Below are 26,956 nucleotides of genomic sequence, written 5' to 3'. Positions count from 1 at the left end.
TGGGCGGTCCCGGCAGCCGTTCGCACGGGGAGCGGGGAAACGGTCACGATGGCCCCAGAGCAACGACCGGAGAGCCCGATGAGCACCAGCCTTGAGCGTTACACGGACCGTTTCGAGCAGTACGCCGACCGTTACCCCCGCGTCGTCGACGTGGTGCTCGTCCTGGCACTGATGGGCGGTGCGACCCTCGGCAGCAATCTCAGCCTGCCCGGCGCCGACCCACCCGACCAGGACAGGGCCGCCGTCGTCCTCATGGGCGTGTCCTGCATCGCCCTGCTGAAGTACCGCACCCACCCGCGCACCGCCGTCGTCGTGACCGCGGTCTGCACCGTGATCGCGATCTCGCGGGGGTATCTGCTCACCCCCCTGCTGCTGGGCCCCGTCATGGCGGCGCTCTACTGGCTGGCCACGCTCACCGACCGCAAGACCACACGCGTCTTCGGCGTCACCACCATGGTGGCGCTGATGGCCGCGGCGGTGTTCGCCGACTCCATGGACGGCCTCTCCCTGCTGCTCAGGACGATCGGCCCCTTCTTCTGGCTGATGCTGCCGCTCGCCGCCGGCAACATGACCCGGCTGCGGCGCGCCTACCTGGCATCGGTGCAGGCCCGCGCCGAACACGCCGAGCGCACCCGGGAGGAGGAGGCCCGGCTGCGCGTCACCGAGGAGCGCATGCGCATCGCCCGCGAGCTGCACGACGTCGTGGCCCACCACATGGCCCTGGCCAACGCGCAGGCCGGTACGGCCGCCCACCTCGCGCTCACCAGCCCGCAGCAGACGCAGAAGATCCTCACCGACCTGACCGGCACCACCTCCTCCGCACTGCGCGAGCTGAAGGCCACGCTGGGACTGCTGCGCCAGAACGACGACCCGGCCTCCGCATCGCTTGAGCCGTCCCCCGGCCTGGCCCGGCTGCCCGAACTGGTCTCGGCGTGTGCGTCCGCGGGGCTCACCGTCTCGGTCACCACGACGGGGGAGCCGCGCCCGCTCTCCCCCGGGGTGGACCTGACCGCGTTCCGGATCGTGCAGGAGGCGCTCACCAACGTCACCAAGCACGCCGCCGCGGACGCCGCACACGTACGCATCGCCTACGCCGGATCCCGTCTGCTGATCACGGTCAGCAACGAAGGTCCGGACGCCATGAGCAGCACGGACACCAAGGACACCACGGACACCACCGAGGCCGGGCCGAGCCGGGGCTTCGGCGTCATGGGCATGCGTGAACGCGCCCACACCATCGGCGGCGAACTGCGTGCGGGCCCCCGCCCGGGGGGCGGCTTCGAGGTCACCACCGCACTGCCGCTCCAGCCCGCGGCGCCCGATGCGGCACCCGACGCGGCCTCCCAGGCGGCCGCAGCCGCCACCGATGTTCCAGCAGGAGGAGAAGAGTCATGACCATCAGGGTGCTGCTCGCCGACGACCAGGCCCTGCTGCGGGCCACCTTCCGGATCCTGATCGACTCCTGCGAGGACATGACGGTGGTCGGTGAGGCATCGGACGGCGCGGAGGCGCTGGAACTGACCCGCGCCCACCACCCCGACATCGTCCTCATGGACATCCGGATGCCGGGCACGGACGGTCTCGCCGCCACCTCCGCGATCTGCGCCGACCCGGAGCTGGCCGCCACCCGCGTCCTCATCCTGACGACGTTCGAGACCGAGGACTACGTCGCCCAGGCGCTGCGCGCCGGTGCCAGCGGCTTCCTCGGCAAGGACGTCACCGCCGACACCCTGCTGGCCGGTCTGCGCACGGTGGCCTCCGGCGAGGCGCTGCTGTCACCCGCCGCGACCCGCACCCTCATCACGAACTTCCTCATGTCCCCCGCCCCCGACGCCCATCTCGCGCTCCCGGAGCGCCTGTCGGAGCTCACCGGCCGCGAGCGCGAGGTGATGGGCCTGGCCGCCGAGGGCAGGTCCAACACCGAGATCGCCGAGATCCTCACGCTCAGCCCGCTGACCGTGCGCACCCATATCCACCGCGCGATGACGAAGCTGGGCGCCCGCGACCGCGCCCAACTGGTCGTCATCGCCTACCAGACGGGCCTGGCGCAGGCGGCTCCGCCCACACCGTGACCGCCGAGGCCGAGGCCGCTGTCACGGTGTCACGCGTCGGTGTTTCGCACCGCGCCTCACCCGCTCTGCGGGATCCGGACGGCCTGCCCGCTGACCCGCACCCGGGGCTCGTCGGGCGTGACGTCGAGCAGGAGATCGCTGGGGCGGCCCATGTCCTCGCCCTGGCGGATACGGACCCGGGTCGGGCCGTCGACCAGGCCGAGTGCCCGCAGATAGCCGCCGAAGGCGGCGGCCGCGGCGCCGGTGGCCGGGTCCTCGACCACCCCGCCGACCGGGAACGGATCGCGGGCGTGGAAGACGAAGCCGTTCGTAACGCCGTCCGCCGAGCCACGCGCGGAGTCGTCCCCCGCCTCGCGCCACACCAGATGCACCGTCGTCCAGCCGCGCCGCCGCATCACCGCCTCCAGCGCGTCGTAGTCGTAGTCGAGGTCCGCCAGCCGCTCGCGGGTGGCGGCGGCGAGGACGAGGTGGTCGTTGCCCGCGAAGGCGACATGCGGGGGCAGGGCCGGGTCCAGGTCGTCCGCGGACCAGCGCAGCGCGGCCAGCGTCGGTTCGACCTCCGTGCCCGGGTCGGCGGGGCGCGACCGGGTGGGAACGCTGGTGAGCGTGGCCCGGGACGGGCCGTCGCCGTCGCCGTCGGCCGTGGTCTCGACGCGGATCTCGCCCGAGGCGGTGTCGAAGACCAGCTCGCCGGGGCCGTCGCGGTCGGCGAGGGCGACGGCCGTGGCGATGGTGGCGTGTCCGCAGAAGGCGACCTCGGCGAGCGGGCTGAAGTACCGCAGCCGGTAGCGGCGCGCGGCCTCGTCCCGCTCGGTGATGAACGCGGTCTCCGAGTAGCCGACCCGCGCGGCGACGGCGGTCATGGCCGCGTCGTCGTCCGCGAGGGCCGCGGCGTCGAGGACCACACCGGCGGGGTTGCCGCCGTCGGGGTGGGTGGTGAAGGCGGAGTAGTGCAGAACGTCGATGTCCGTCGTGGGTGCCGTCATGCCGTCCACGGTTCCACCGCGGCCGGTATCGCGTCCAACGATTCCTTTCGCTGGAGGCGATCGAGAAACCCGATGGGGCCAGGTGGGGGCTGCCTATCCTGACCGTCGTGGACACACGACTCCTGAGGACGTTCGCGGCGCTGGCGAGAACCGGCAGCTTCACCGCGACCGCCGCCGATCTCCATCTCGCCCAGTCCACCGTCACCGTCCAGATACGCACCCTGGAACGGGAGCTGGGCACCCGCCTCTTCGACCGGTTGCCGTCAGGCGCCCTGCCGACCAGCGCCGGCCGCCGGCTGCTGAAGGAGGCCGAGGAGGTCCTGGACGCCGAGGCCCGGCTGCGCGCGGTGGCCGCGGCCGGAAACGGCGACGGCGCGGACGGCACGGTGGAGGGCCCCGTCGCCCTCGGCGCGGGCGAGTCCCTCTGCGCCTCGCATCTCCCCCGCGTGATCGCCTCGCTGCGCCGCAGCCACCCCGGTATCGACCTCCACCTCCATCCCGCGGGCACCGCGGCGGCCGTCGAGGGCCTGCGTACGGGACGGCTCGACCTCGTCCTCCTCCTCGAACAGGAGGTGACCGACGCCGACTTGGTCGCCCGCCCCATCGCCCGCGAACCCCTCGTCTATCTCGCCGCCCCCGGCCACCCGCTGGCCGGACGCGAGGCGGACTGGGACGAACTGGCCGCGCAGAGCTTCTTCGTCCACGAACAGGGCTGCTCCTACAGCGACCACCTCGTCCGCACCCTGCTCACCCTCCCCGGCCCGCCACCGCGCCTCACCCGCTTCGGCAGCATCGAGGCCGCCCGCTCCTGCGTCGCCGCCGGGCTCGGCCTGACGCTGCTGCCCCGCGCCACGGTGGAACGCCAGCTCACCGACGGCCAACTCGCCGAAGTCCACGGCCCACCCATCCCCCCGGTGCCCGTGCACCTCACCCGGCACCGCCGCCGCTGGACCAGCCCGGCGGCGCGGGCGGTGGCGGACGAGCTGACGCGGTTGCTCCCGGCGTGAGCCGTGGGGGCGTTGCGGGTCAGACGAGCGTGACGCCGTCGTGGGCGCGGACCGCCGGTGGCGTGGTGGCGTCGAGGGCATCGAGGGCGTCCAGGATGCGCACGGCGTACGCCTCGTCGGCGAGGTCGGGGACCTCGGCGCGGGTGGCCCAGCGCCAGGCGCGGGTGCGGGGGCCCGTGGCGGGGGTGCCGTCGAGGGCCTCGCAGCGGAAGACGAGGGAGACGGTGAGGTCGTTCATGTCCTTGTAGACCCCGGTGAGCACGGCCGGGAGCGCGATCTTGACGCCCGTCTCGTCGAGGATCTCGCGCTGAAGGGCCTCGGGGACGGTGGCGTCGGGGTCGAGCGCACCGCCCGGCGGTTCCCAGGTGCTGCCGTCGCGCCGTTTGATCAGCAGCGCGCGGCCGCGCTCGTCCACGATGACTCCGGCGACGCTGACGCGGTGCGGGCGGTCAGGGGTCACGTTCCTCGGCCCTCTCGGCTGGCTGGGTTTCTCACGGTGGCAACGGCCGGACGGGCTGAACGCAGCCCGTCCGGCGACCCTAACGAACCTCGACCGCGCCGTCGTCCGCCCCGCCCGGGCGCTTCGGCTTCGGCTCGTCCTGCGGCCCCGGCGTGCCCATGTTGCGCCGCACCGCGTCCAGGATGGTCAGCCCCTGGCCGACCAGGCCCGCCGCGATCTCGCCCAGCCCATCGGCCCCGTTGAGGACGTTGACGTTCGCCCCGGACAGCCCGGAGGCGGCCTCTTTGACGATCTGCGGAAGCTGGTCGATCAGCATGCGGTCGAGCGCCACCCGGCCGTGCGAGGCCGCGGCCTCGGCCTGGATCTTCATCCGCTCCGCCTCGGCCATGGCCACGACCCGGATCCGCTCGGCCTCCGCCTCCGCCGGTTTCACGATCTCGGCCACGAGCTGCTGCTGCCGCAGATCGGCCGCCCGCTGGGCCAACTCGGTCCGCGCCGCCAGCACTTCCCGCTGGGCGTGCGCTTCTGCCAGCGGCCCCGCCTGGGCGGCCTCGGCCTGGGCGCGGTCCACCTCGGCGGTGTACCGGGCCTGGACCACCGCCGTCTGCCGCGCGTACTCGGCCTGGTTGCGCGCCGCCTCCTGCTCCGCCTCGGCCGATGCCTGGCTGGCCTGCGCCTGGGCGATCTGGGCCTGCCGCTGGATGGCGGCCTTGTGCGGGGCGGACATCGCGTCGATATAGCCGGTGTCGCCGTCGTCGATCGACTGGATCTGCAACGAGTCCACGATCAGGCCGATCTTCGCCATCTCCGCCTTGGAGGTGTCCAGCACCTCGGTGGCCAGCTTCTGCCGCTCGGTGATGATCTCCTCGACCGTCATCGAGCCGATGATGGACCGCAGATGGCCCGCGAAGATCCGGCCCGTCAGCACCGCCATCTGCTCCTGGTCGGAGAGGAACCGCTGCCCCGCGTTGACGATGGACTCGGTGTCGTTGCCCACCTTGAACGCGATCACCGAGCGCACCGTCAGCGTGATGCCCTGCCGGCTGACGCACTTCTCCTCGACCTCCGCCTCGCACATCGCCAGCGTCAGGAAGCGGACCTTGCGGAAGACCGGAAGCACGAACTTGCCGTGCCCGGTCACCACGCGAAACGGCGCACCTCCCTGCCCACGCCTGCCCCCCGAGATCAGCATCGCCTGGTCGGGTGCGGGCACGCGGTAACCGAACATCCTTCGTCTCCTCAGCCGGCGCCGCCGGCCATGCCGGACGACGCGTTCAATGGATCGGTCCACTCGATGACGTCGACCTGGCGGGAGCCACGGAAGTCGATCACGAGGACGGACGCGCCTTGGGGCAACGGGTCGGCAGACCAGGCGAGGAACGTCTCCGAACCGCCTCTGACCCGCACCAGGACCTCACCGGGACCACCGGCTCCCCGGGTGCCGAGTACCAGCACCCCGGTGCAACCGATCACAGGATCATCCGGTGTCATACGGCGGCCGCCCCCCCAGTCGTTCCGCTGCTGAAATCCGACGTTAGACCGTTTTCCCGGCGCCGGATACGGTTGTGCGCAGCGAGGACCGGATGAACCGCCACTCGCGCGGATGGCCGCTACGAGGTGGCGTCCTTGGCTTCGGTGTCGGTGTCGGTGTCGCCCTTGGCGTCTGCTTCGGCCTCGCCGTCCGCCGAGTCCTCGAAATACGCGTCGAGCACCGCGTCGAGCTCCGCCGTCCATTCCTTGAGGAACTTACGGGCGGGTGCCTCGACATCGGCCGTGTACCAACGCCGGTTGGTCGTATAGACCGTGATCCCGAAGCGCTTGCCGAACCGCGGGGAGTCGACCTCCACCGCGCCGATCTCGTCCCATCCGAACTCGGCCTTCTCGCCGTCGAGTTCGAACACGACACCGTGGCGTCCGGCCCGGATCGCACCGCGCCGGTCGGACACGTCGAAGGCGACGCCGCCGTCCTCCTCCTCGCCGTCCTCCTTCTGATCCGCTTCCTCGCCGTCGTCGTCCGCTTTCCCGTCGGACGCGTCGCCCTTCGCGTCGGCTTCGTCGTCGGACTCCGCCTCGGCGTCGGCGCCTTCCGCCTCGGCGCCCTTCACCTGGTCGGCTTCGTCCTCGGCGGTGACTTCCTCGGGCGGCCGCTCTGCTGCGTTGTCCGGTGCGTCCTCCTCCACATCGGCAGGGCGCGGGGACGTCAGGCCGGGGACATACCCCGGATCCGTCCCGGCTGTGTGCATGGGCGGGATGATCGGTCCAGTGCTCTGCTCCACGGCGGGAAGTATTGCCGATAAACCTGTGCCGACGACAGGCAACCCCGTCCCCAATCGAGCCGACCCGGGAAAGCCGCAGGTTGCGCGGAGCGAATCCGGACGCGGGCCGCGGTGCGGGCCGGGGGCCCGCACCTTTACCGTCCCTTTACTATGGATGGAGGGACACTGCCTTCCCCGGACATGTGGGGATCGACCGGACGTCCCCGCGAGCCACCTACCAGCGACGAAGGAGCACCAGACCCGCGATGGGCGACCCTGACCCTCCCAGTACCACCCGTGCCACCCTCCGCCCACCCCTCACGAGGACGCCCCTCACCACGGCATCCCTCACCGGGGAGCCCCTGAGCGGGCAGACGGCGGTGGCACGGTGACCGAGATCCTGTTGCTTATCCTCGCGCTGGCGCTCACGCTCGCCTGCGCGCTCTTCGTGGCCGCCGAGTTCTCCCTCACCACCGTCGAACGTGGTGACCTGGAGCGCGCCGCCGAAGCCGGTGAGCGCGGGGCCGACAGCGCGCTGACGGCGGTGCGCCGGCTGACGTTCCAGCTCTCCGGGGCCCAACTGGGCATCACCGTCACCTCCTTGGTGATCGGCATGCTCGCCGAGCCCTCGCTGGCCGCCCTGCTCCAGGGCCCGCTCACCGCGACCGGCCTGCCCGAGGGCGCGGCCTCGACGACCGCGCTGGTGCTGGGCGTGGCCCTCTCCACGGTGGTGCTGATGGTCGCCGGGGAGCTGGTGCCCAAGAACTGGGCGATCTCCCGCCCCCTGCACGTGGCCAAGGCGGTGGCCGCCCCGCAGCGCGCCTTCACCGCCGCCTTCGCCCCGCTGATCCACCACCTCAACAACACGGCCAACCGCCTGGTGCGCCGTCTGGGCCTGGAGCCCGCCGAGGAGCTGGCCTCCGCCCGTACCCCGGACGAACTGGTCGCGCTGGCCCGCCACTCGGCCGCCGCGGGCGCGCTGGAACAGGACGCGGCCGAGCTGTTCGTCCGTACGCTGCATCTGAGCGAGCTGACCGCCGAGAACGTGATGACCCCGCGCGTGGACGTCCAGGCGCTGGAGGCCCACGCCACGGCCGCCGACGCCGCCAACCTCACCCTGGCGACGGGCCGGTCCCGCTTCCCCGTCTACCGCGACACCCTGGACGAGGTCGTCGGCACCGTGCACATCCGCGACGTCCTCGCCCTGGACGCCGCCGACCGCGCCACCACCCCCGTCACCGACCTGGCCACGCCCCCGCTGCTGGTCCCCGACAGCCTCCCGGTGGACCGGCTGCTGGACCGGCTGCGCAGGGCGCACACCATGGCCGTCGTCATCGACGAGTACGGGGGCACGGCGGGTGTCGCCACCCTGGAGGACATCGTCGAGGAGATCGTGGGCGACGTACGCGACGAACACGACACCGACGAGACCCCGGGCCTGGTGCCCCTCGGCCCCGGCGCCTGGGAGGCGGACGGCGGCGTACGGCTGGACGAGCTGACCGGCATCGGCCTGACCGCCCCCGAGGGCCCGTACGAAACGGTGGCGGGCCTCCTGGCCACCGCCCTGGAGCGCATCCCGGCCGCCGGGGACACCATCGAGACCGACGGCTGGCGGCTCACGGTCCTGAAGGTGGACCACCACCGCGCCGACCGCGTGCGGATCACCGAGACCTCCGACACCAGCGAGCCCGCCGAGATCACCGAGGCCACCCGATGACCGTCATCCAACTCGCCATCGGCGCCCTCACCCTCCTCACCAACGCCTTCTTCGTCGGCGCCGAATTCGCCCTGATCTCCGTGCGCCGCAGCCAGATCGAACCGCGCGCACAGGCGGGGGAGAAGCGGGCGCGCGGTGTGCTGTGGGCGCTGGAGCATCTGTCCGCGCTGATGGCCACGGCCCAGCTCGGCATCACCATCTCCTCGCTCGCCCTGGGCGCGGTCGCCGAACCGGCCATCGCCCATCTGCTGGAGCCCGTCTTCGACACCGTTCATGTGCCGCACGCCCTGGTGCACCCGATCGCCTTCGTCGTCGCGCTCACGGCGGCCACCTATCTCCACATGCTCATCGGCGAGATGGTCCCCAAGAACATCGCCCTGGCCGCCCCCGAGCGCACCGCACTCCTCCTCGGCCCGCCGCTGGTGGCCCTCACCCGCCTCCTGCGCCCCGTCGTCTTCGGCGTCAACGCCTTCGCCAACGCGGTGCTGCGGCTGCTGAAGGTCGAGCCCAAGGACGAGGTCGAGTCGGTCTTCACCGACGATGAACTCATCCGGCTGGTACGGGACTCCAGCGACGCCGGGCTGCTCGACAAGTCCGGCGGCGACCGGCTGCGCGACGCCCTGGAGCTGGGCACCCGGCGGGTCGGCGACATCCTCGTCCCCCTCGACGCAATGGTCACCGTCGACCATCGCGTCACCCCCGCCCAACTGGAACGCACGGCCGCCGCCTCCGGCTACTCCCGGCTGCCGGTCACCGGCCCCGGCGGCGCCATCCTGGGCTACCTCCACATCAAGGACACCCTGGGGGCCGTCGACCGGGACCGCCCGTTCCCCCGTACCGCCGTCCACACCATCTCCCGGGTGCGGGCCGACACCCCGCTGGACGACACCCTCACCACCATGCGCGCCACCGGCACCCACCTGGCCGTCGTGACGGCCGACACCGGTACGGCGGTCCTCGGCTTCGTCACGATGACGGACGTCCTGGACGAACTCGTGGGGCCGGCCCCGGTATAACCGCGTCGATCAGGACGGGTGCCGCGCCGAGGGACGGTCCGGGCGCACGGAGAACGCCGTGTCCCCGGCCGTCCCCACGATCGCGTCCTGGACGAGCACCACCCTCGGCTCGGTGTCCTCCGCCGCCGTCCCGGGGTTGTCCAGCGCGGCCGTACGCCACGCCTCCGTGCCGTCGTCCACGTTCAGCGCCAGCAGCCGGCCGAAGCGGTTGGAGAAGTACAACTGCCCGTACCGTCTGGAGAGCACGGGCGCGGACAGGTTCTCCGTCTCCGTCGCCCGCTGCCACAGCTCCCGGCCGCTGTCCGCCGAGACCGCGGTGACCGTGCCGTTGGCACGGACGAAGTAGACGACACCGCGCAGCAGGGTCGGCTTGCCCAGCACCGGGCGGCGCAGCGGGATCCGCTTGGTCTCGCCGGTGCTCGGATCGACCCGGAGCATGGCGGTGTACGGGCGCTCGTAGCCCGATTCGTACACCTCCTTCGCGGTCTGCGGTATCAGGAACAGCGGCTTGCCCGCTGCCGCGCCGACGGTCAGCGTCTTCTTCGGCAGCGTGGTGAGTTCGTGCTGCTTGCCGTCCGAGGCGTCGAACCGCAGCAGTTCGTACGGGCCCTCGGCGGCCAGCCCGTTGGCGGCAACGGGTGAGCACAGGCCGTACGGTTCGCCGCCCAGTACCGTCGGCTCGCAGTACTTCCCCTGGGGCGCCGGTGACTGCCACAGCCGCTTACCCGACGTCCCGTAGGCGACGAGCTGACCGCCGTCCGGCGACAGCGTCAGCACCCCGCCGCGGAACAGCTCCACCGGGGCCGAGCCGTTGATCCGCTGCTCCCACCGCTGTCGCTTGGTGGCGGCGTCCAGGGCCACCACCGACCGGTGGCCGTCCTCCGACGCCCGGTAGGCGTAGGCGATGCCGTCCCGCACCCCGATCGGGCGCGCCGCCTGGGGGCGGGCGCCCCAGCGCCACAGGACGCGGCCGGTGGCGGCGTCGACCTTGGCGATCGTGAACCCGTTTCCGGCGCAGTACAGGGTCCGGCCGTTGTCCGGGACACATCCGGACTGCTGGTAGACGAGGGGCGGCCCCTCGGTCTCGACCCGCAGATCCGTCCGCCATGGCTTCCAGCCCTCGGGGAGCGACGCGGGCTTCTGGGACGGCCCGGTGGCGGAGGCGGAGGACGCGTCGCCCGACGAGTCCGTCATGTCCGGCGCGAAGACCGCCGCCGCTACGGTCAGCCCGGTGACGGCCAGGGCCACCCCGGCGGAGGTGACGACGAGCCGCCGCCGAGCGCCCCGGCCGGGGCCGGTGCGCCCGGGGCCTGGAGGTTGCGAGCCGGGGGGCTGGGGAGCGGGCCGCGGATCGTGGGCCGAGGAGGCGGGGGGACGCCCAGCGGCGGCCGCTCCGGCGCCGGCAACCCTCGCGGGACCCCCGGCCGCGCCGGGACCACCGGCCGCGCCGGGACCACTGGCCGCGCCGGGACCAGCGGCCGCGCCGGGACCAGCGGCCGCCCCGAGGCCACCGGCCGCCCCCGGACCACCGGCCGTTTCGACGCGCTCCGCCGCGGGAAAGTCCGGCAGCGCACGCAGCATTTGATGTAGTTCGTCCAGCTTCGGCCGGGCCTCCGGCTCCTTGGCCAGACAGCGTTCGGCGATGCCCCGCAGCGGTGCCGGGACCTCGTCCAGCGTCGGATGCTCGTACATCACCTGGTAGCCCGACAGATACGGGCTGTCGGACTCGAACGGGCTGCTGCCCCGCGCCGCGAACACCAGCAGCGACCCCAGCGAGAACACATCCGAGGCCGCCGTGACGTCCCGCGGACTGCGCAACTGCTCAGGCGACATGAACGGCGGGGTGCCGAGCACCCGCCCGATGGTGACGGTGAGCGTCTGGCTGTCGACGGCGCGGGAGATGCCGAAGTCGATGACGCGCGGCCCGTCCTCGGCCATCAGGATGTTGGCGGGCTTCAGATCCCGGTGCACCACCCCGGCCCGGTGGATCTCGCGCAGCGCCTCGACCAGCCCGAGGCCGAGTGTCCGCAAGGTGTGCCCGTCCAAGGGGCCGTTCTTCCGTACGACCTCGGAGAGGGTGCGCCCCGGCACATACAGAGTGGCCATCCACGGCCGGTCGGCCTCCGGATCGGCGTCCACGACGGGTGCGGTGAACGCCCCGCTCACCCGGCGCGCCGCCGCGACCTCCTGCCGGAAACGGGTCCGGAACTCCTCGTCCTGCGCGTACTGCTCGTGGACCAGCTTGAGCGCGACCTGCCGCCCCGACGCCGAACGCCCGAGGTAGACGACGCCCATGCCGCCCGACCCCAGCCGGTCGACCAGGGCGTAGCCGCCTATGGATTCCGGATCCCCGGTGGCCAGCGGCATCGCCGATCCCCTTTCCCGCGCTGTCCCCGCGTCTTGAACGGCCCTACCGGCCTCCTAGATTAGGTCGGCGGGGGCATCGGCGGACCAGGCGGCCCAGGGCGTGGCGGAACGGTTACCAGCGCAGCGCCGTCCGGTGGCGGGACAAACGGACGGACCGGCGAACGGGCGGGTCGGCCAACTGGAGGTGGGGGCCGTGCCGTTGCGTTAGTGCCGCGTTAGCGGAACGGAGTTTCGGCGGCAGCTTTACGCCAGCGGATCACGGCAGGCTCATAGCCATACCGAGGGCCGGAGCGGAACACCGGCCGGACCGCCGACCCGACCCAAAGGGAGAAACCCACCATGAACGTCACCGCTTACCGCCGCGGCCGCACCGTCCGTACCATCGCCGCCTCCATGCTGGCCGTCGCCGCGCTGGGCCTGACGGCGGCGTGCGGTGGCAGCGGCGACGGAGGTTCGGACAACGAGGGCAAGGCGAAGTCGTCGGCCTCGGCCCCGGCGGACAAGACGGCCAAGGGGGGCGGCGCGGACGCCAAGGACACGAAGACGCAGGCGCAGAAGATCGGGGCGGCGTCCGAGGACGAGCCGATCGGCGACTGCGACGTCAACAAGACGGCCTTCTCCCTCCAGAAGGTCAAGAACCCGATCAACCACCTGCTGCTCAAGGCGACCAACGGGGCCGGCGTGGACTGCAAGCTGGTCGGCTACCCCGGTCTGAAGTTCGGCGAGGACGCGCAGTCCGCCACCCCGGTGAACGAGGACAGCCAGCCGCAGTCCGTCGTCGTGCTCGCCCCGGGCGAGAGCGCCTACGCGGGCATCACCACCTCCTCGGGGGACGGCTCGGGTTCGGAGGGCGGCGAGGTCAACTCGCTCGAGGTGTTCGTCGACGGCAGCGAGGACCCCGCGAGCGTCGAACTGCCCGGCGGCTCGGTCTACATCGACAGCGCCGCCCAGGTCACGTACTGGCAGACGACCGCGCAGGACGCCCTGACCTGGTAGGCCCGAGCAACCCTAAGTCCATATACATGAACGCTGTCTTGCATAGGAGACAGCACCCCTGGAGTATGAAGCGACGTCGCCGACGTGCAGAAGGAACAGCGGCGTCGCCGAAGCGGCGAACAGGGGGAACGGATGGGCATCGACTCGGCCGCGCTGCTGGTGTCGGCCGGGGTGGCCTCCGGGCTCGCCGGTTCGATCGCGGGGCTGGCCTCGCTGTTCAGCTATCCGGCGCTGCTCGCGGTGGGCCTGCCGCCGGTGGCCGCCAATGTGACCAACACGGTGGCCCTGTTCTCCAACACCGTCGGCACCGCGGCGGGATCCCGCGCCGAACTCCGCGGCCAGCGCGACCGCCTTCTCCGGCTCGGCGCCATCGCGGCGCTGGGCGGCGCGGTCGGGGCCGCCCTGCTGCTGGGAACCCCGTCCTCCGCCTTCGAGACCGTCGTACCGTGGCTGATCGCCCTCGGCTCGGTGCTGATCCTGGTCCGCGATCCGCTCCGCCGACTCGTGGCCTCCCGCTCAGGGGCCCTCGCGCGGACCGCCCGGCCCACCCTCCCGCTCGCCTGCGCGGTCCTGCTGGTCGGCCTGTACGGCGGCTACTTCGGCGCTGCCTCGGGCGTGCTGATGCTGGCGGTGCTCTCGCTCTCCGCCACGGAGCCCCTCCCGGTCACCAACGCCGTCAAGAACATCGCCACGGGTGCGGCCAATGTGACGGCGGCCGTGGCCTACGTCGCCGTCGCCCCCGTGAACTGGGCCGCCGCCGTAACCCTCGGCCTCGGCGCCCTCCTCGGCAGTTGGCTCGGCCCCCTGGTCGTCCGCCGCCTGCCCGAAACCCCGCTCCGGATCGCCATCGCCCTCGGCGGCCTGGGCCTGGCCATCTCCCTGTGGCGCTAGCCGGCCACTCCCCGGACAAAACGGTCGACCGTACCCGCTCCATGGGGGGCCATTACCCGCGACGTAATCGCACCGCGCCACGCCCCCCGGCAGCATGGTGATCGCTCCCCGCAAGGCTTCCGATCGGAGGGATCACCATGTCCTTGGCCGCACCCACGACCACCCGCGCCCTGGTGGCGGAACTGCTGCGCCGCATCGGTGAGGGCGACCCCGAGCGCATCGCCGAGCTGTACGCCGAGCGCAGCGACTGGAAGCTGGACTGGCCGGAGGCCGAGCACGGCCGCCCCGCCACCCCATGGATCCGCCACCGCTCCACCCGCGCGGACGTGGCCGCCCACTTCCGGGAGCTGGCCCACCACCATGTGCCGGAGCAGGCGGCCACCGAGGTCGAGCGCATCCTCGTCGACGGCGACGACGCGATCGTGCTGGGCGAGATCCGCCAGACCGCCCGGGCCACCGGACGCGCCTATCGTGCGCGGTTCGCCCTGCACCTCACCCTCGAAGGCGGCCTCGTCACCCGCCACCACGTCTACGAGGACAGCCTCGCCGTAGCCCAGGCATTCAGTAAGGACTGATCAGCGCGCGAGCAGGGGCTCCACCCGGGACAAGGTGTCCAGCACATTGGCCTCGGTGATCGCCATCCGCGCCTCGTCCGGCGTCAGCCAGCGCAGCGGCGCGTCCGGGTTCTCCGGCCGTACCGCCTCGGGCACGCTGGTGGCCAGCACATACCGCACATCGGCGTGCTCATGCGCCGGCTCCCGGCTGCTCGCGGGGACCGGGACGATCACCACATGCCGTACGTCCGCGTCCGGCCACGGCGCCAGATCGGGCAGCCCCGTCTCCTCCCGCCCCTCCCGCAGCGCGATGGCGAGCGGATCGTACTCGCCCGGATCGCCATGCCCGCCCACCAGCAGCCACGACTGGTGGCGCTGGTGCCAGCGCAGCAGCACGCGGCCGCTGTCGGGGTGCACGATCAGGGCGGATGCGGTGATGTGAAGGGGCGTCGACCGGTCCCAGGGGGCGCCGCCAGCCTCGACAACGCCGAGCACCCGCTCGAGGTCGACGCATTCCGCGGTGGTCTTCGGCCGGTAGCCCGTGAGGACATGGGCAACTGCGTGGTCGGCTGTGGCCATGCGCCGGATCCTAACGACGCGAGGCCGCCTATGGCGCGGGGTTTTTGCCGGGGAGAGAGCTGCGGCACCGCCAGGAGCGCATGCCCGACGGTACGGACACGAGAGGCCCGGGTCGGTGACCCGGGCCTTGAATCATCGTGACCGGCTGAGATCCTAGTCCTCTGCGGAGGATATCCGGTGGGCGATGGTTACGGCGGCGATGTCTTCGGTATGCCGCACCACGCTGTGCTGACTTCTGCCATTCGCCGGGGTTTCCGGATTGCTGGATGTCCATACGTTGAACAGAGTCGGCATGCATGCCAAAGCTGCCAAGAGAAACGTCACTGCTCGAAGCCGACCGGTACGGATTTTCAATGTGCACCTGTCCTCGCGGATTCTGCGGGGGCGTCAAGATCGCCGCCTGGCGAGGATATTAGACCTGTCGCCCCGCAAGATCAAACAGAAGAGCGGGGAGCAAGTGTTCGGTTGTCAGTCTAGGGGCTACCGGAGGTTAACTTACCGACCAGTTTAAAACTCTGTTTCTCCGTGATCGATTCTGGTCAGGAGTTTGTGCAATCTGTTCGCTTCTCGATCGTTCAGCCCGCGTAGCGTGGAAATCGCCCGCCGCAGCAGCTCCCTGGCTTCCATGGCATCACCCGCTGTCGCGCGTACCTCGGCGAGGATCGCTTGCGCCCTGGCTCCCTCGTCGCGAGCGTTGGCCCTGTTCGCGGCAGCTATGGCCGCTTCCAGGTGCTCGGCCGCGGCCTCGAGTCGGCCACTGGCGAGTTCGCTTTGACCCAGCCCGCGCAGGGCGCGCGTGACTTCCTGGGTTGTTCCGATGTCGCGGGCGATGTCCAGGGCCTTCAGGTGGTTCTCGATGGATGCGTCAACAGAGCCCTCCTTGAAGTACGCTTCCCCGAGACCGTTGTACGCTGTCGCCTGGCTCTTTCTGTCCCCGAGCATGCGAAATTCCGTCAATGCCCGATGGTGGAGCGCCAGCGCCCGGTCGATTTCGCCGGTTTCGGCGAGACTCGCGGCCAAATTGGTACGCACCATCGCCTGGGTGTAGGCATTTCCGGTGGACTCCGTCAGGGGAAGTAATTCCTCGAAAGCCTTCCGGGCCTGTGCGTAGTCACCTCGGTGTGCGTAGAGGTCGCCTACGTTGTTGAGTGTTCTGATAACCCCGGCCTCATCCCCTGCGGACCGGAAACCGGATATCGCGTTCTGGAAGTGGTCCAGTGCGCGCTCCAGTTCTCCGAGGGCGAGAAGGGATATCGCGGTGTTGTTTCGAGATCTGGCCTGATTCAGGACGTTGCCGGTCGCGATGCCGATCGCGAATGCTCTCTGGTGCATCACCACCGCGGTCTCGTTCTCACCTATATGCCAATGAATCACCCCAAGGCTCCGATACGCCTCCCACTCCGCCTCCCGGTCCCCGATCGCCCGCGCGATCTCCAGTGCCCGCTCGCCCGCCTCCACGGCCCGCGCATAGCGGCCCGTGTTGGCGTGGTTGGAGCTGAGGCAGAGCAGGGCGTGGCACTGGGCCGGTTGGTCGCCGGTGTGTGACCAGTGGTCGGCGGCGTGCTGGAGGATGTCGATGGCGTCCTGCCAGTGGCACTCGGACTCCAGGAATCCCGCCAAGGCGTGGGCGAGCCGGGCCGCGGACGGCCGTGAGTCGTGGGTGCGGGCGTGGCGTTCGACGGCGAGGAGGTTGCCGTGCTCGGCGGCGAACCAGGCACGCGCCTCATGGGCGTTCCGCATCCGGGAGCGGGCCAAAGGCTCCTGCGCATCCTCCGGCGCGAGCCGGATCCTCCGCGGGTACGCTACCCGGTCGGCCTCCTCGGCGTTCCGAAGGTAGAAGGCGATGAGCCGTTCCAGGGCCTGCTCGCGCTCCCGCGCGCTGTCTTCCGAAAGGGCGAGCATCCGGGCGTATTCGCCCAGCAGGTCATGAAACCGGTACCGGTCGGGCGCCGGTTCCCGGAGGAGGTGGCACTCCAGCAGGGATTCGATCAGCCGTTCGGTCTCCTCGGGGGGAAGGTCGAGCAGCGCGGCGGCCGATTCGGTGGTGAAGTCGGGCCCCGGATGCAGCCCCAGGCGCCGGAACGTGGTGCGCTGGGTGACGTCGAGGGTCCGGTAGGAAAGGGCGAAGGCGCGTAGAATCTCCTGATCCGCGTTGCGGATCTCGCCGAGGGGGCCGGGGCTGCGCGCCAGGCGCTCGCCCAGGGTGGTCAGGCTCCAAGAGGGGCGGGAACGGAAGCGGTTGGCCACCAATTCGATGGCGAGCGGCAAATAGCCGCATAGGCGCACGATACGGGCGGTCTCCGTGATGTCCTGGGTCCGGGCCGCACCCGCGAAACTCCGGAAAAGGGTGATCGCGTCATCGGTCGGCAGCACATCCAGGGCAAGTGGCACCGCATGCGGAAGCCCCGTCAGATGCCGACGGCTGGTGATGATGGTCAGGCATGGCGAATTGCCGGGCAGCAGCGGTGCGACCTGATCGGGCCCCGCCGCGTCGTCCAGCACGATCACGGCCCGGCGGTCGGCGATGGTGGTCCGCCACAGGGCGATCAACTCGTCCAGCCGGACGGGGATCGAATCGGCGGACGCGCCGAACAGCCGCAGGAGCATGGCGAGGGCCGCGCCCGGACTCAGCGGTTCCTGGGAGGGGGAGTGGCCCCGCAGGTCCACGAAGACCTGACCGGCGGGGAATCGAGGAGCCAGCGTCCGAGCCGTGTCCACCGCGACCGCCGTCTTGCCGACCCCGGCCATGCCACTGACCGTTTCCAGCGTCAGCACGGCCCCTTCCCCCGGCTCCGTGTCGACGGACGCCATCAAGACGTCGAGCTCGGAGCGCCTGCCGATGAGCGGGGGCTGGTACGGCAGATTGCGTGGCGGAGGCGGCCCGGCGGAATGCCCTCCGGGAGCGGGCCCGGAGGCCGCCGCGGGGGCGGCGGTCCCAAGGAGCCGGTCCACGGGTGTCCGGTCGAGGACGCCGCGGTGTATTCGGTCCAGTTCGTCCCCCGGCCGGGAGCCGAATTCCGACATCAGCAGTCGGCGGGCCCGCTGATGCACCCGTAAGGCGTCCGTGTACCGGCCGCTGCCGTAGTACGCCAGCATCAACTGGCCCGCCAGCGTCTCGTCCTCCGGGTGGTGGCGCACCATGGCCGACAGCTCCCCGATCGAGTCCGCGAAACGGCCGAGCCGGTGCAGAGCGGCGATGCGGGAAATGGCCGCCTGGAGACGGCGCTCGGCGAGCGTGCTGCGTACGGTTTCGGCCCAGGTGCCGGGGAGTCCGGCGAGGGCCTCCCCCTGCCAGAGGTGTTCGGCGCGGGTAAGGAGGTCCACGACGCGTTCGTCCTCGCCGCTTGTCGCCACCGCTGCGGCCAGATCGGTGAGGCGTTGGAAGCGGTTCAAGTCCACCGAGTCGGGGTCGGTGTTCAGCACGTAGGTGTGGGCCCGGCTGGTGATGCGCGGGGAGCTCGGCCCGGTGCCGGCGAGGCGTAGCTGCTTACGCACCCGTGAGATGTACGTGTGGGTGTTCTCGCGGGCACGTGGTGGAGCCTTGCCGTCCCAGAGCCGCTCCAGGAGCGAGTTCATGGAGATGGGGCGGCCGACTTCCAGTGCCAGAGCGGCCAGCAGAGCCCGTTCCTTGTCAGAACCGAGCTTCAGTTGCCGGCCCTCCAGCCGAAGCTCCACCGGCCCGAGTAAATGGATGTCCACCAGCGTCCTCCCGCTGGTCTGTCCTTTTTCAGTGAGCATGGCATGGGGCATCGGGAGCCGCCATACGCCGTCGGCGGCGCACTGGCCGAATCACGTCACCGGGCGTTCCCGGGTGCATCGTCGAAGCCTCCTCGAGGGTAGAACCGGGCTGATCCACACAAACGGCAACCGACTGACCGGGGGGGGCAGACGGATGGGCCAGGCACCCGGGGATGCCCACGAGAACCTGATCGGCGGCCAGGCCCGGATTCTCGGTCCCGCGGTACAGGCGCGCGACATTCACGGCGGCATCCATGTGCACACGGGAGCGGCCACCGCGGTGCCGCCACCCCGGCAGCTCCTGCCGGTCCCCGCCCACTTCACCGGCCGTGGCGACGATCTGGCGGCGCTGGATGGACTGTTGACCGGCGGTGGGCAGGGCGGCCCGGCCCGCTCGCTGATCGTGGTCAGCGGCCCGGCCGGGATCGGCAAGACGACCTTGGTGTGCGACTGGCTGCACTCGCTCGCGCCCGAGTTCCCCGACGGACAGCTCTACGCCGACCTGCGGGGGCACTCCACCGAGGGCCCCGCGGGCCCTGGCGAGATTCTGAGCCAGTTCCTGCGGGCGCTCGGGGCCGGCTCGGTGCCCGCCGATATGGCCGAAAAGGCGTCGCTGTGGCGGTCTTGGACCGCTGATGCCCGGATCGCGGTAGTCCTGGACAACGCGTTCACCGCTGCCCAGGTCCGCCCGCTGCTGCACGCGGGCCCGGGTGGCCTCACCGTGGTCACCAGCCGCCGCCGACTGACCGGCCTCCGCATGGATGGAGCGGCGATGCACCAACTCGAGGCGCTGGAACCGGCCGCCGGGGCCGAGCTGCTCAGCCGTGCGATCGGCGACGACCGCGTCGCGAACGAGCCGCAGGCGGCGCGCCAGGTCGTCGCGCTGTGTGCGGGATTGCCCCTTGCCGTCTGCCTTGCCTCCGCGCGCCTGGCGTCGAGGCCGCGACAGTCCGTGAAGACACTGGCCGATGCCCTGACCCGGGACACCGAGCGGCTGGCCGCGCTGCAAGTGGAAGGGGAGACCACGGTGAGCAACGCTCTGGACGCCTCGTACGCCGTACTCACCGAGGGCGCCGCCCTCCTCTACCGCAGGCTCGGCCCACTGCCCTTGCGGACCTTCGACGCGAGAAGCGCCGCCGCGGCCTGCGCCGCCTCCCTCGCGTGGGCGGAGTCCCGGCTGGACGAACTCGTCGAGGCCAACCTGATGGAGGACATCGGCCCGGGGATCTGCCGCCACCACGACCTGGTGCGCGTCCACGCCCACGGCCGGGCGATCGCGGAGGAGAGCGCCACGACTCGTGCGGAGGCACTGCGGCGGGTCTGCGACTGGTATCTGGAGACGGCCACCGAGGCGGAGAAACTGATCACACCCGCGCAGTTCACCCTCGACAGGGACGTGGCCCACCCCTCCGGGCTCCCCATCCCCTTCACCGACGATCCGGGCGCGCTCGCCTGGCTCGATGCCCACCGGATGAACCTCATGGCGGTGATACGCGCCGCCGCGGCATCCGAATGGCATGCGATGACCTGGCAGCTCGTGGACGCCATGTGGCCGGTCTTCCTTCGGCTGCGCTACTACGATCTGTGGATCGAGGCTCATGAGATCGGGCTGGAGGCGGCCCGAAGAGACGGCAACGCCGAGGCCGAGCGCCAGATGCTCAACTCCGGCGCCATCGGCCTCGGCGCCGCCGGCCGCGTCGACGACGCGGCCGAGTGGTACGAGGAGTCCCGCCGGGCGGCGCGCGAGGCGGGCGATGTACGGGACGAGGGACAGGCGTTGCTGGGCCTCGGCGGCTGCCACCGCGAGGCCGGGCGGATGGTGGCCGCCGTGGACCATCTCCACCAGGCCATCACCCTGTGGGAGGCGTGCGGCTACCCACGCGGTGTGGCCCTGGCCAGGATCGTCCTCGGGGAGATCGCACTCGCCCAGGACGACACCGGCCGGGCCGTCGAGTACTTCACGCACGCGCGTGCCGGTCTGCTGGCCGTCGACGACCCCCATGACGCGGCGCGCGCCCTGGTCTTTTGGGGGCGTGCCCGTGCGCGTGCCGGTGAACACGAGGTGGGTGTGGCGGCGATGGAAGAAGCCCTCGCGGTGTTCACCTCGTCCGGGGCCGCGCACTGGCAGGCCCGTACCCTCGAGATGCTCGGAGACAGCGCCCGGGAACGCGGGGAGGAGACGGCGGCACGGGACTTCCGCGCCCGGGCGCTTGCGCTGTTCGAGGTCACCAGCCCCTCCGACGCGCGTCGGCTCAGGGAATCGCCGGGCGGTACGTGATCCGCGGGCGGGCCGCCAGCATTCCGCTCAGCGGGAGCCCCGCCACCAGCCAGGCGTGCAGGCAGGACACGAAGAGCCAGTGCTCCGGTGGCACTCGGCAGGGCAGGGCCACCACGTCCGGGTCGGTACCGCCGCGCGCCACCCAGCCGCCACCGGTCAGCGGTACGGCGGCCAGGCGGCACCCCGGTCCGGCGGGTCCGACCTCCGCCAGCCACCGCGCCGCCTCGGCGGCCGACCGCGGGCGGCTTCCACGCAGCACGTCGGCGCAGTCCAGCCCGCGTGTGTCGGCGCAGGCATCGGCGTCCACCGTCAGGTGCTCGTCGAGGACGGTCGCCCGGCGGGTGCCCGCGAGGCCGGTACGGGCCAGCAGGACGCCTCCGCCCGCCGCCCGGCCCGTCCACAGGCACACGGACGGCGTCGGCGCCGGATCCGGTGGAGTCTCCTCCCACCACTCCACGGTGACGAAACACCCGGCCGGACGGCTCATGCCGATGCCTCCCCACGATCGGAGGACCACGTTCGCAGTGTCGGCGGCTCCGGGAGCGGTATCACCCGCGGTTCGTGGGCGGGCTGGCCCAATCCCATCAGCCGATACATCAGCCGCCGCATATTGCGGTGGAAGCGGCCGGGCTCGGAGGTGATGCGCCCGGCGATCGCGGCGTACTCCTCCGGGCGGTATTCGGCGGCGGCGTAGTCGAGTTGCTCGGGGAGCGGATGAGCCGGGGACAGCGCCGGCGCGGTGACGGCGAGCGTGGCGGCCGGAGAGCCCGGGTTGATTTCCGGCTCCGGGGACCCGGTCAGAAGGATCGGCACCCCGGTGAGCGTTCCGTAGAGGGTGACCGAGCCATGGTCGCCGACGATGTAGTCGGCGGCGATCAGGACGCTGCGCCAGTCCGCCTCCGGCGGCACCACGCTGACCCCCAGCCGACCGCACCACGCCAACCACGTCCTGACCTGCCACGGCCCATGGCCCGACCACACGTTGGGGTGGACAAGGATGGCCGTACGGAACCGCCCGGAGGGAAGCTCCCCGACCATGCGGGGCAGCAACATCTCGAAACGGCCGAAGAACGAGTGCGGACCCCAGGTGGAGACGGCGAGCACCAGCCGCTCCCCGTCCGCGAGACCCAGCGCACGGCGATATGCGGTGCGCCGCGGCAGGCTCGCGGTGATCCGGTCGTGCGCGGGGTCGCCGACCACATGCGCCAGCTCGAGCGCCTCGGGGCAATGACGGCCCAGCTCTCGCAGGTCGGCGTGGTGCGGTACGACTACGGCGGCCGGCGGCTTGCCGCCGGGCATGAGGTCCCGCCTGCGGAGCCCCGCCACGCCCGCGTCCGACGTCCCGGGCAGGCGTTTGAGGTAGTTGGCGCCGTGCGGCATCGTGATCAGTGGCGCCCGCACCTGCTCCACCCCGCGCGGGCCTGCCGCCACCGCGAGGTCGAACGTCATGCGGGTGGCCTCTTCCCAGGGAAGTACGGGGCTTCCGAGCTGTTGGAGGAAGCGCGGTACTTCGTCCCCGAAGACATGGGGTGGCGTGGTGAACACCACCTGGAGCCGGAAGTCGGCCTCCAGCAGCGACAGGACGTCGAGAAGTCGCTTGGCGTAGGTGACGGTGTGGACGACGGCCAGTACCTTCTTGCGTTCCACCAGTGTGAGCCACTGGCGTGGCTCGTCCGACGAAGACTCTGCGATCGTGCTGAACGCCGACATGGCGCCCCCCGTTGATCTCGCATCCGGATTTCGGGCATGGACTTTCGTGGGTCTCGCGTCCGTCCTCTGCCCGGCCCGGTGGACAGAAGGCTTGCCGACCCCTTGCGGAAAGCTTGCGGGGCCGCCCGCAAGCAGATGTCGGTGGCGCCGCCGTGGGGCTCGTAGCCGTTGACCGTAACCGGAGGGCACAACACCGCATAGCGGTCAGAGCGGCAAAGTGCGAGGTCACAGCGTTGTCAGCCTGTTAACAGGGCGTTAGTTGATCGTCAGCGGAGGCGGACAGACTTGTTGTCATGGCCCCGGGGGACGGGGACAACGCTCACGACAACTGAGGGACTCATGTCGCACCGCATCACCACTCGTCACGCACGCAAGGTCGCCGCCGCCGCTGTCGTCGCCGTGGCCGCGTTCGGTCTGACCGCGTGCCAGGACAACGCGGATGCCGGCGGGGACTCGTCCTCCGCCGCCTCGTCCAGCTCCGGTGGTTCGGACTCCTCCGGCGGTTCGGACTCCTCCGACTCGGGTTCGTCCGGTTCCTCGGGCTCCGGTGGCGGCGGCAACGCCGGTTCCGATGCCTGCGCGACCTCGCAGCTCGGGTTCCGCAGCACCCACGGCATGGGTGAGGGCACCCTGATCGTCGACCTCAAGAACAACGGGTCGGCCACCTGCACGCTCCAGGGCTTCCCGGGCGTCGACCTGAAGAGCAAGAACGGCACCCTGAGCGCCGAGCGCAGCGACCTCGCGGCGCCGAAGACGAGCGTCAAGCCGGGCGAGGAGACCCGCTTCACGCTCTACTACCCGCCGAACAACTCCGGCGGCTCCGGCGAGACCTTCACCACGCTCGTCGTCACCCCGCCCAACGAGACCCACTCGCACTCCCTGCCCGTCAGCATCAACGTCCCCGTCACCGACGGCTCCGGCTCCGCCATCAAGGTGGACCCCGTCGGCACCGGCAAGTAGACACCGGCACGTAGACAACAGACAGCAAAGCAGCCCCGGGCCGCCGGCCTGGGGCTTTGCCATGAGCGCCGGGAGCCGTGCGCCCGAACCGATATCGATCGTACGTTTGATTTCCGGCGTGCCCGGCGTGCGCCCTCGCCGGTGACGGCCGACCCTGGAGGGTGGACGCGGGGAGCCTGCCGAGCAGCGCCCGGCTCACGTTCGCCCGGCCCCGCGCAGGAGCCCGGATTCGAACTGGAAGGTGGACGTCACGATGAAGACACCCCCGGTCGTTTCGCCGCAGGAGTGGGAGGCCGCGCGCCAGCGGCTGCTCGGGGAGGAGAAGGAGCTGACCCGCGCCCGTGACGCACTGGCCGCCAAGCGCCGGCGGATGCCGTGGCTGGCGGTGGAGAAGGAGTACGCGTTCGAGGGGCCCGAGGGCAGGGTGGGTCTGCTCGACCTGTTCCAGGGGCGTCGCCAACTGATCGTCTACCGCGCCTTCTTCGAGCCCGTCGTCTACGGCTGGCCCGACCACGCCTGCCGCGGCTGCTCCATGGTCGCCGACCATGTGGGCCACCTCGCCCATCTCAACGCCCGCGGCACCACCCTCGTCTTCGCCTCGCGGGCGCCACAGCCGGAGATCGAGCAGGTGAAGGCGCGGATGGGCTGGACGATGCCCTGGTACACGATCACCGACGACTTCGACGCCGACTTCGGTGTGGACGAGTGGCACGGCACGAACGCGTTCATCCGCGATGGCGACCGCGTATTCCGCACCTACTTCATCAACGCCCGCGGTGACGAGGCGCTCGGGAGCACCTGGAGCTACCTCGACATGACGGCGCTCGGGCGGCAGGAGGAGTGGGAGGACTCGCCGAAGGACTACCCCAGAACCCCGCCGTACGAATGGTGGAACTGGCACGACGCGTACGACGACGCCGAGCCCGCGCCGGAGTGGGTGGCCCAGACCCGACGCGGCACCCGGGCCCAGCCGGGCTGAGCCGTGCGCCAGACTGTGTGGCATGGACAACCGCAGCCATGTCCGCCCCGCGACCCCAGCCGACGCTGACGCGGTAAGGGCCGTCACCGACGTGGCATACCGCCCCTACATCGCCCGGATCGGCGTCCGCCCCGCGCCCATGGACGCGGACCACGCGGCCGAGATCGCGGCGGGGCGCGTCTTCGTGACCGGCGACCCGGTCGTGGTGGGGGTGCTGGTCCTGGTGGCCGAGCCCGGCCATCTCGTCCTGGAGAGCATCGCCGTGGACCCGGACGCGCACCGGCAGGGCGTGGGCAGACGGCTGCTCGCCTTCGCCGAGCTGCACGCCCGCGCCCTCGGCCTCCCGGAGATCCGGCTCTACACCAACGCCCTCATGTGGGAGAACCAGGAGATCTACCCGAGGTACGGGTACGAGGTGACCGAGCGCCGCCAGGACGGCGCGTACGACCGGATCCACTACCGGAAGCGCATCCCCGAGGCGGCGCCCGACGAGGGGTGAGGGGCCCGCTGCCGCAGGGGGCCGCGATGGAACGAGGACGGCCGCGTCATACGCCCCTAAGGCCGCCGCAGAAGCCCCCGCTCCATGGCCACCACCACCGCCCTCGTCCGGTCGTTCACATCGAGCTTGGCGAACAGCCGCAGCAGATGCGTCTTCACCGTGGCCTCGGCGATCACGAGGCGTCGTCCGATCTCGGCGTTGGTGAGACCGTCCGCCACGGCGCCCAGGACCTCGGTCTCGCGGTCGGTCAGCGGCTCCTGAACGGGCCGCCGCATCCGCGCGACCAGCTTCTCGGCGACCCGGGGGGCGAGCACCGTCTCGCCCCGGGCCGCCGCGTGGATGGCGTCGACGAGTTGCTCGCGGGTGGTGTCCTTGAGCAGATAGCCGATGGCACCGGCCTCCACTCCGCGCTCGATCTCCGTGTCGGTGTCGTACGTCGTCAGGATCAGCACCCGGGTACGCGGATACCGAGCGACGATCTCCGTCGTCGTCGCCACCCCGTCGAGTACCGGCATCCGCAGATCGACCAGCGCCACATCGGGGTCGTACCGCTCGACGAGTCCGAGTGCCACGCGTCCGTCGCCCGCCTCGCCGACGATCTCGATGCTGTCCTCGGCGGCGAGCAGGGCGATCACTCCGGCCCGCATCACGGTGTGATCGTCCACCACGACGATGCGCAGACCTCCCTCGCTCATGCCACCACCTCGCCCACCATGGGGATCATCGCCAGGATCCGTGTCCCGTCGCCCACCGAACTCGTCACCGTGAGCCTCCCGCCCAGCTCCGCCAGTCGCTTGCGCATGCCGTCGAGTCCGAAACCCGTCGACTCCCCCACCCGGAACCCGGCTCCATCGTCGGTGATCTCCAGCTCCACTCCGTGCGGACGCCGCACCAGCACCACGCCGACCATGGACGCGCGGGCGTGTTTGCGCACATTGGCCAGGGACTCCTGGGTGCAGCGCAGCAGCGCGATACGGGTCTGCTGGTCGCATTCGAGGTCTGCCAGGTCGGCGTCGACCGCCAGCCCGGTGTCCTCCGCGAAGCGGTCCAGCGTACGGCGCAGCGTCCGCGCCACCGAACCGGCCGCCACCTGGCCCGGGCCCGGCTGCCCCGCCGAGCCGACCAACTCCCTGGCCTCGGCGAGGTTTTCCCGGGCGGTGGACTCGATCGACCGCAGTTGCTGGGCGCTGGTCGCCGGATGGTGGTCAATGCCCGCCTGGGCCGCCTCCGCGAGCACGATGATCGACGCGAAGCCCTGCGCGAGCGTGTCGTGGATGTCGCGTGCGATGCGTTCCCGCTCGTCCGCCGCGCCCTGACGCTGATGGGCCTCGGAAAGCTGTGCCTGCGTCCGCTCCAACTCCTCGATCAGCCGCGCCCGTTCACTGCTCTGCGCGACGACCGAATGTGCCCACAGCCCGATCAGTACGCCCACCGCGACCACGATCAGGGTGGACATCAGCGTCTCGCCGAAGAACTCCGCCGACCAGCCCTGCCGGACCAGACTCCCGGCCAGCGTGGCACCGGTGGCCAGCCCGAGGAACCACATCGAGGCCCGCGGGGTGCGCCCGAACATCCAGTAGTGCGGCAGCGTCACCATGAACAGCGCCGCATAACTGCTGCCCAGATACGCCAGCCCGCCGAGCGCGACCACGAGCACCGAGAGATAGACCCGCGGCCGTACGACAGGATTGCCCGGGAAGCGGTCGAGCACCGCGTAACTCAGCACCACGCAGCCCAGCAGCGCGATGGCCTGGTACTTGGTCCCCCCGGCCGGAGCCGTGGTCACCAGCCCGACGGCCATCGCGGCGAACAGGCCCCAGCACACGGCGTTCCACCGGCGCAGCGAAGTGGCCCAGAAGGCGTCGGCCAGGGGGCTGGCGAGAGCGGTCATA

The 26,956-nt window shown here is 71.3% G+C and carries 24 protein-coding genes; 12 read left to right on the top strand and 12 right to left on the bottom strand.

The features are described 5' to 3' along the window. Positions 1-78: 78 nt before the first annotated feature. Both ACK1X7_RS25430 and ACK1X7_RS25425 read left to right on the top strand, forming a co-directional pair. Positions 79-1,395, top strand: a complete 1,317-nt coding sequence (locus tag ACK1X7_RS25430) for a sensor histidine kinase (RefSeq protein ID WP_413115683.1) — start codon at positions 79-81, stop codon at positions 1,393-1,395. Next, positions 1,392-2,072, top strand: coding sequence for a response regulator transcription factor (locus ACK1X7_RS25425; protein WP_385142032.1), 681 nt, complete (start codon positions 1,392-1,394; stop codon positions 2,070-2,072). The genes ACK1X7_RS25430 and ACK1X7_RS25425 overlap by 4 nt, the downstream gene beginning before the upstream one ends. A 56-nt stretch (positions 2,073-2,128) precedes the next feature. Here the strand turns inward: ACK1X7_RS25425 and ACK1X7_RS25420 are convergent, their stop codons facing one another. Further along, complete coding sequence (locus tag ACK1X7_RS25420; protein ID WP_413115682.1) at positions 2,129-3,058, bottom strand: PhzF family phenazine biosynthesis isomerase; 930 nt, start codon at positions 3,056-3,058, stop codon at positions 2,129-2,131. 107 nt (positions 3,059-3,165) lie between these two features. Between ACK1X7_RS25420 and ACK1X7_RS25415 the strand changes: the two genes are divergently transcribed. After that, on the top strand, positions 3,166-4,065 hold the full coding sequence (locus ACK1X7_RS25415) for a LysR family transcriptional regulator (protein ID WP_413115681.1): 900 nt from the start codon (positions 3,166-3,168) through the stop codon (positions 4,063-4,065). 19 nt (positions 4,066-4,084) lie between these two features. On the opposite strand, the gene ACK1X7_RS25410 is transcribed toward ACK1X7_RS25415, so the two are convergent. The 4 genes from ACK1X7_RS25410 to ACK1X7_RS25395 all read right to left on the bottom strand — a co-directional run bounded on the left by ACK1X7_RS25410 (position 4,085) and on the right by ACK1X7_RS25395 (position 6,768). Continuing rightward, positions 4,085-4,525 (bottom strand): NUDIX hydrolase, encoded by a 441-nt coding sequence (locus ACK1X7_RS25410; RefSeq protein WP_413115680.1) that lies wholly within the window; start codon positions 4,523-4,525, stop codon positions 4,085-4,087. 79 nt (positions 4,526-4,604) lie between these two features. Next, a complete protein-coding gene (locus ACK1X7_RS25405) occupies positions 4,605-5,753 on the bottom strand; it encodes an SPFH domain-containing protein (protein WP_361494792.1) in 1,149 nt (382 codons plus the stop codon). 11 nt (positions 5,754-5,764) lie between these two features. After that, a complete protein-coding gene (locus ACK1X7_RS25400; protein ID WP_014053709.1) occupies positions 5,765-6,016 on the bottom strand; it encodes a hypothetical protein in 252 nt (83 codons plus the stop codon). A gap of 119 nt (positions 6,017-6,135) precedes the next feature. After that, the gene (locus tag ACK1X7_RS25395; RefSeq protein ID WP_390793737.1) at positions 6,136-6,768 is read right to left on the bottom strand and encodes a hypothetical protein; all 633 of its coding nucleotides are present in this window, start codon (positions 6,766-6,768) and stop codon (positions 6,136-6,138) included. A gap of 400 nt (positions 6,769-7,168) precedes the next feature. Between ACK1X7_RS25395 and ACK1X7_RS25390 the strand changes: the two genes are divergently transcribed. Together ACK1X7_RS25390 and ACK1X7_RS25385 are read left to right on the top strand one after the other, a co-directional pair. Next, complete coding sequence (locus ACK1X7_RS25390; RefSeq protein ID WP_385142020.1) at positions 7,169-8,497, top strand: hemolysin family protein; 1,329 nt, start codon at positions 7,169-7,171, stop codon at positions 8,495-8,497. Beyond that, complete coding sequence (locus tag ACK1X7_RS25385) at positions 8,494-9,513, top strand: hemolysin family protein (RefSeq protein ID WP_385142017.1); 1,020 nt, start codon at positions 8,494-8,496, stop codon at positions 9,511-9,513. The genes ACK1X7_RS25390 and ACK1X7_RS25385 overlap by 4 nt, the downstream gene beginning before the upstream one ends. A gap of 9 nt (positions 9,514-9,522) precedes the next feature. On the opposite strand, the gene ACK1X7_RS25380 is transcribed toward ACK1X7_RS25385, so the two are convergent. Beyond that, positions 9,523-11,880 (bottom strand): protein kinase domain-containing protein, encoded by a 2,358-nt coding sequence (locus ACK1X7_RS25380; protein WP_413115679.1) that lies wholly within the window; start codon positions 11,878-11,880, stop codon positions 9,523-9,525. Between the two features lie 339 nt (positions 11,881-12,219). Here ACK1X7_RS25380 and ACK1X7_RS25375 point away from each other — a divergent pair, with 339 nt between their 5' ends. The 3 genes from ACK1X7_RS25375 (at position 12,220) to ACK1X7_RS25365 (ending at position 14,342) form a co-directional block, all read left to right on the top strand. Further along, on the top strand, positions 12,220-12,876 hold the full coding sequence (locus ACK1X7_RS25375) for a DUF4232 domain-containing protein (protein ID WP_385142011.1): 657 nt from the start codon (positions 12,220-12,222) through the stop codon (positions 12,874-12,876). A 132-nt stretch (positions 12,877-13,008) separates the two neighbouring features. Then, entirely contained in the window at positions 13,009-13,767 is a 759-nt protein-coding gene (locus tag ACK1X7_RS25370) for a sulfite exporter TauE/SafE family protein (protein WP_385142008.1), read from the top strand. A 137-nt stretch (positions 13,768-13,904) separates the two neighbouring features. Next, a complete protein-coding gene (locus tag ACK1X7_RS25365; RefSeq protein ID WP_385142005.1) occupies positions 13,905-14,342 on the top strand; it encodes a nuclear transport factor 2 family protein in 438 nt (145 codons plus the stop codon). Here the strand turns inward: ACK1X7_RS25365 and ACK1X7_RS25360 are convergent, their stop codons facing one another. Together ACK1X7_RS25360 and ACK1X7_RS25355 are read right to left on the bottom strand one after the other, a co-directional pair. Further along, positions 14,343-14,900, bottom strand: coding sequence for an NUDIX hydrolase (locus tag ACK1X7_RS25360; protein ID WP_385142002.1), 558 nt, complete (start codon positions 14,898-14,900; stop codon positions 14,343-14,345). It abuts the gene before it with no gap. A 507-nt stretch (positions 14,901-15,407) separates the two neighbouring features. Beyond that, positions 15,408-18,599: an AfsR/SARP family transcriptional regulator gene (locus ACK1X7_RS25355; RefSeq protein WP_413115678.1), complete on the bottom strand. Its 3,192-nt coding sequence runs from the start codon at positions 18,597-18,599 to the stop codon at positions 15,408-15,410. A gap of 193 nt (positions 18,600-18,792) precedes the next feature. On the opposite strand from ACK1X7_RS25355, the gene ACK1X7_RS25350 reads away from it, so the two are divergent. Next, on the top strand, positions 18,793-20,916 hold the full coding sequence (locus ACK1X7_RS25350; protein ID WP_385141996.1) for a tetratricopeptide repeat protein: 2,124 nt from the start codon (positions 18,793-18,795) through the stop codon (positions 20,914-20,916). On the opposite strand, the gene ACK1X7_RS25345 is transcribed toward ACK1X7_RS25350, so the two are convergent. Next, positions 20,891-21,403 (bottom strand): hypothetical protein, encoded by a 513-nt coding sequence (locus ACK1X7_RS25345; protein WP_385141994.1) that lies wholly within the window; start codon positions 21,401-21,403, stop codon positions 20,891-20,893. The genes ACK1X7_RS25350 and ACK1X7_RS25345 overlap by 26 nt on opposite strands. Further along, entirely contained in the window at positions 21,400-22,563 is a 1,164-nt protein-coding gene (locus ACK1X7_RS25340) for a hypothetical protein (RefSeq protein ID WP_385141991.1), read from the bottom strand. Before ACK1X7_RS25340 ends, ACK1X7_RS25345 begins: the two co-directional genes overlap by 4 nt. Before the next feature lie 402 nt (positions 22,564-22,965). Here ACK1X7_RS25340 and ACK1X7_RS25335 point away from each other — a divergent pair, with 402 nt between their 5' ends. The 3 genes from ACK1X7_RS25335 to ACK1X7_RS25325 all read left to right on the top strand — a co-directional run bounded on the left by ACK1X7_RS25335 (position 22,966) and on the right by ACK1X7_RS25325 (position 25,064). Then, complete coding sequence (locus ACK1X7_RS25335; RefSeq protein WP_385141989.1) at positions 22,966-23,586, top strand: DUF4232 domain-containing protein; 621 nt, start codon at positions 22,966-22,968, stop codon at positions 23,584-23,586. Between the two features lie 253 nt (positions 23,587-23,839). Continuing rightward, positions 23,840-24,565 carry a DUF899 domain-containing protein gene (locus tag ACK1X7_RS25330; protein ID WP_385141985.1) on the top strand — a complete coding sequence of 242 codons (726 nt, stop codon included), beginning with the start codon at positions 23,840-23,842 and terminating at the stop codon, positions 24,563-24,565. A gap of 22 nt (positions 24,566-24,587) precedes the next feature. Beyond that, positions 24,588-25,064 carry a GNAT family N-acetyltransferase gene (locus ACK1X7_RS25325; RefSeq protein ID WP_413115677.1) on the top strand — a complete coding sequence of 159 codons (477 nt, stop codon included), beginning with the start codon at positions 24,588-24,590 and terminating at the stop codon, positions 25,062-25,064. Positions 25,065-25,120: 56 nt separating this feature from the next. Here the strand turns inward: ACK1X7_RS25325 and ACK1X7_RS25320 are convergent, their stop codons facing one another. Together ACK1X7_RS25320 and ACK1X7_RS25315 are read right to left on the bottom strand one after the other, a co-directional pair. Further along, positions 25,121-25,759 (bottom strand): response regulator, encoded by a 639-nt coding sequence (locus ACK1X7_RS25320; RefSeq protein WP_385141978.1) that lies wholly within the window; start codon positions 25,757-25,759, stop codon positions 25,121-25,123. Then, entirely contained in the window at positions 25,756-26,955 is a 1,200-nt protein-coding gene (locus ACK1X7_RS25315; RefSeq protein ID WP_385141975.1) for a sensor histidine kinase, read from the bottom strand. Before ACK1X7_RS25315 ends, ACK1X7_RS25320 begins: the two co-directional genes overlap by 4 nt. Position 26,956: the final 1 nt, after the last annotated feature.

It is taken from the genome of Streptomyces sp. CY-1, assembly GCF_047218265.1.
GTDB lineage: Bacteria > Actinomycetota > Actinomycetes > Streptomycetales > Streptomycetaceae > Streptomyces > Streptomyces niphimycinicus.
Note: the sequence above shows the minus strand (reverse complement) of the source record. Positions and strands in the feature narration are given on the sequence as shown.

Coding starts and splice junctions, on each gene's coding strand:
- ACK1X7_RS25400 (WP_014053709.1), bottom strand. CDS start 6,016: ATGACACCGGATGATCCTGTGATCGGTTGCACCGGGGTGCTGGTACTC.
- ACK1X7_RS25360 (WP_385142002.1), bottom strand. CDS start 14,900: ATGGCCACAGCCGACCACGCAGTTGCCCATGTCCTCACGGGCTACCGG.
- ACK1X7_RS25320 (WP_385141978.1), bottom strand. CDS start 25,759: ATGAGCGAGGGAGGTCTGCGCATCGTCGTGGTGGACGATCACACCGTG.
- ACK1X7_RS25405 (WP_361494792.1), bottom strand. CDS start 5,753: ATGTTCGGTTACCGCGTGCCCGCACCCGACCAGGCGATGCTGATCTCG.
- ACK1X7_RS25430 (WP_413115683.1), top strand. CDS start 79: ATGAGCACCAGCCTTGAGCGTTACACGGACCGTTTCGAGCAGTACGCC.
- ACK1X7_RS25315 (WP_385141975.1), bottom strand. CDS start 26,955: ATGACCGCTCTCGCCAGCCCCCTGGCCGACGCCTTCTGGGCCACTTCG.
- ACK1X7_RS25395 (WP_390793737.1), bottom strand. CDS start 6,768: ATGCACACAGCCGGGACGGATCCGGGGTATGTCCCCGGCCTGACGTCC.
- ACK1X7_RS25375 (WP_385142011.1), top strand. CDS start 12,220: ATGAACGTCACCGCTTACCGCCGCGGCCGCACCGTCCGTACCATCGCC.
- ACK1X7_RS25350 (WP_385141996.1), top strand. CDS start 18,793: ATGGGCCAGGCACCCGGGGATGCCCACGAGAACCTGATCGGCGGCCAG.
- ACK1X7_RS25325 (WP_413115677.1), top strand. CDS start 24,588: ATGGACAACCGCAGCCATGTCCGCCCCGCGACCCCAGCCGACGCTGAC.
- ACK1X7_RS25330 (WP_385141985.1), top strand. CDS start 23,840: ATGAAGACACCCCCGGTCGTTTCGCCGCAGGAGTGGGAGGCCGCGCGC.
- ACK1X7_RS25380 (WP_413115679.1), bottom strand. CDS start 11,880: ATGCCGCTGGCCACCGGGGATCCGGAATCCATAGGCGGCTACGCCCTG.
- ACK1X7_RS25345 (WP_385141994.1), bottom strand. CDS start 21,403: ATGAGCCGTCCGGCCGGGTGTTTCGTCACCGTGGAGTGGTGGGAGGAG.
- ACK1X7_RS25365 (WP_385142005.1), top strand. CDS start 13,905: ATGTCCTTGGCCGCACCCACGACCACCCGCGCCCTGGTGGCGGAACTG.
- ACK1X7_RS25335 (WP_385141989.1), top strand. CDS start 22,966: ATGTCGCACCGCATCACCACTCGTCACGCACGCAAGGTCGCCGCCGCC.
- ACK1X7_RS25370 (WP_385142008.1), top strand. CDS start 13,009: ATGGGCATCGACTCGGCCGCGCTGCTGGTGTCGGCCGGGGTGGCCTCC.
- ACK1X7_RS25385 (WP_385142017.1), top strand. CDS start 8,494: ATGACCGTCATCCAACTCGCCATCGGCGCCCTCACCCTCCTCACCAAC.
- ACK1X7_RS25420 (WP_413115682.1), bottom strand. CDS start 3,058: ATGACGGCACCCACGACGGACATCGACGTTCTGCACTACTCCGCCTTC.
- ACK1X7_RS25425 (WP_385142032.1), top strand. CDS start 1,392: ATGACCATCAGGGTGCTGCTCGCCGACGACCAGGCCCTGCTGCGGGCC.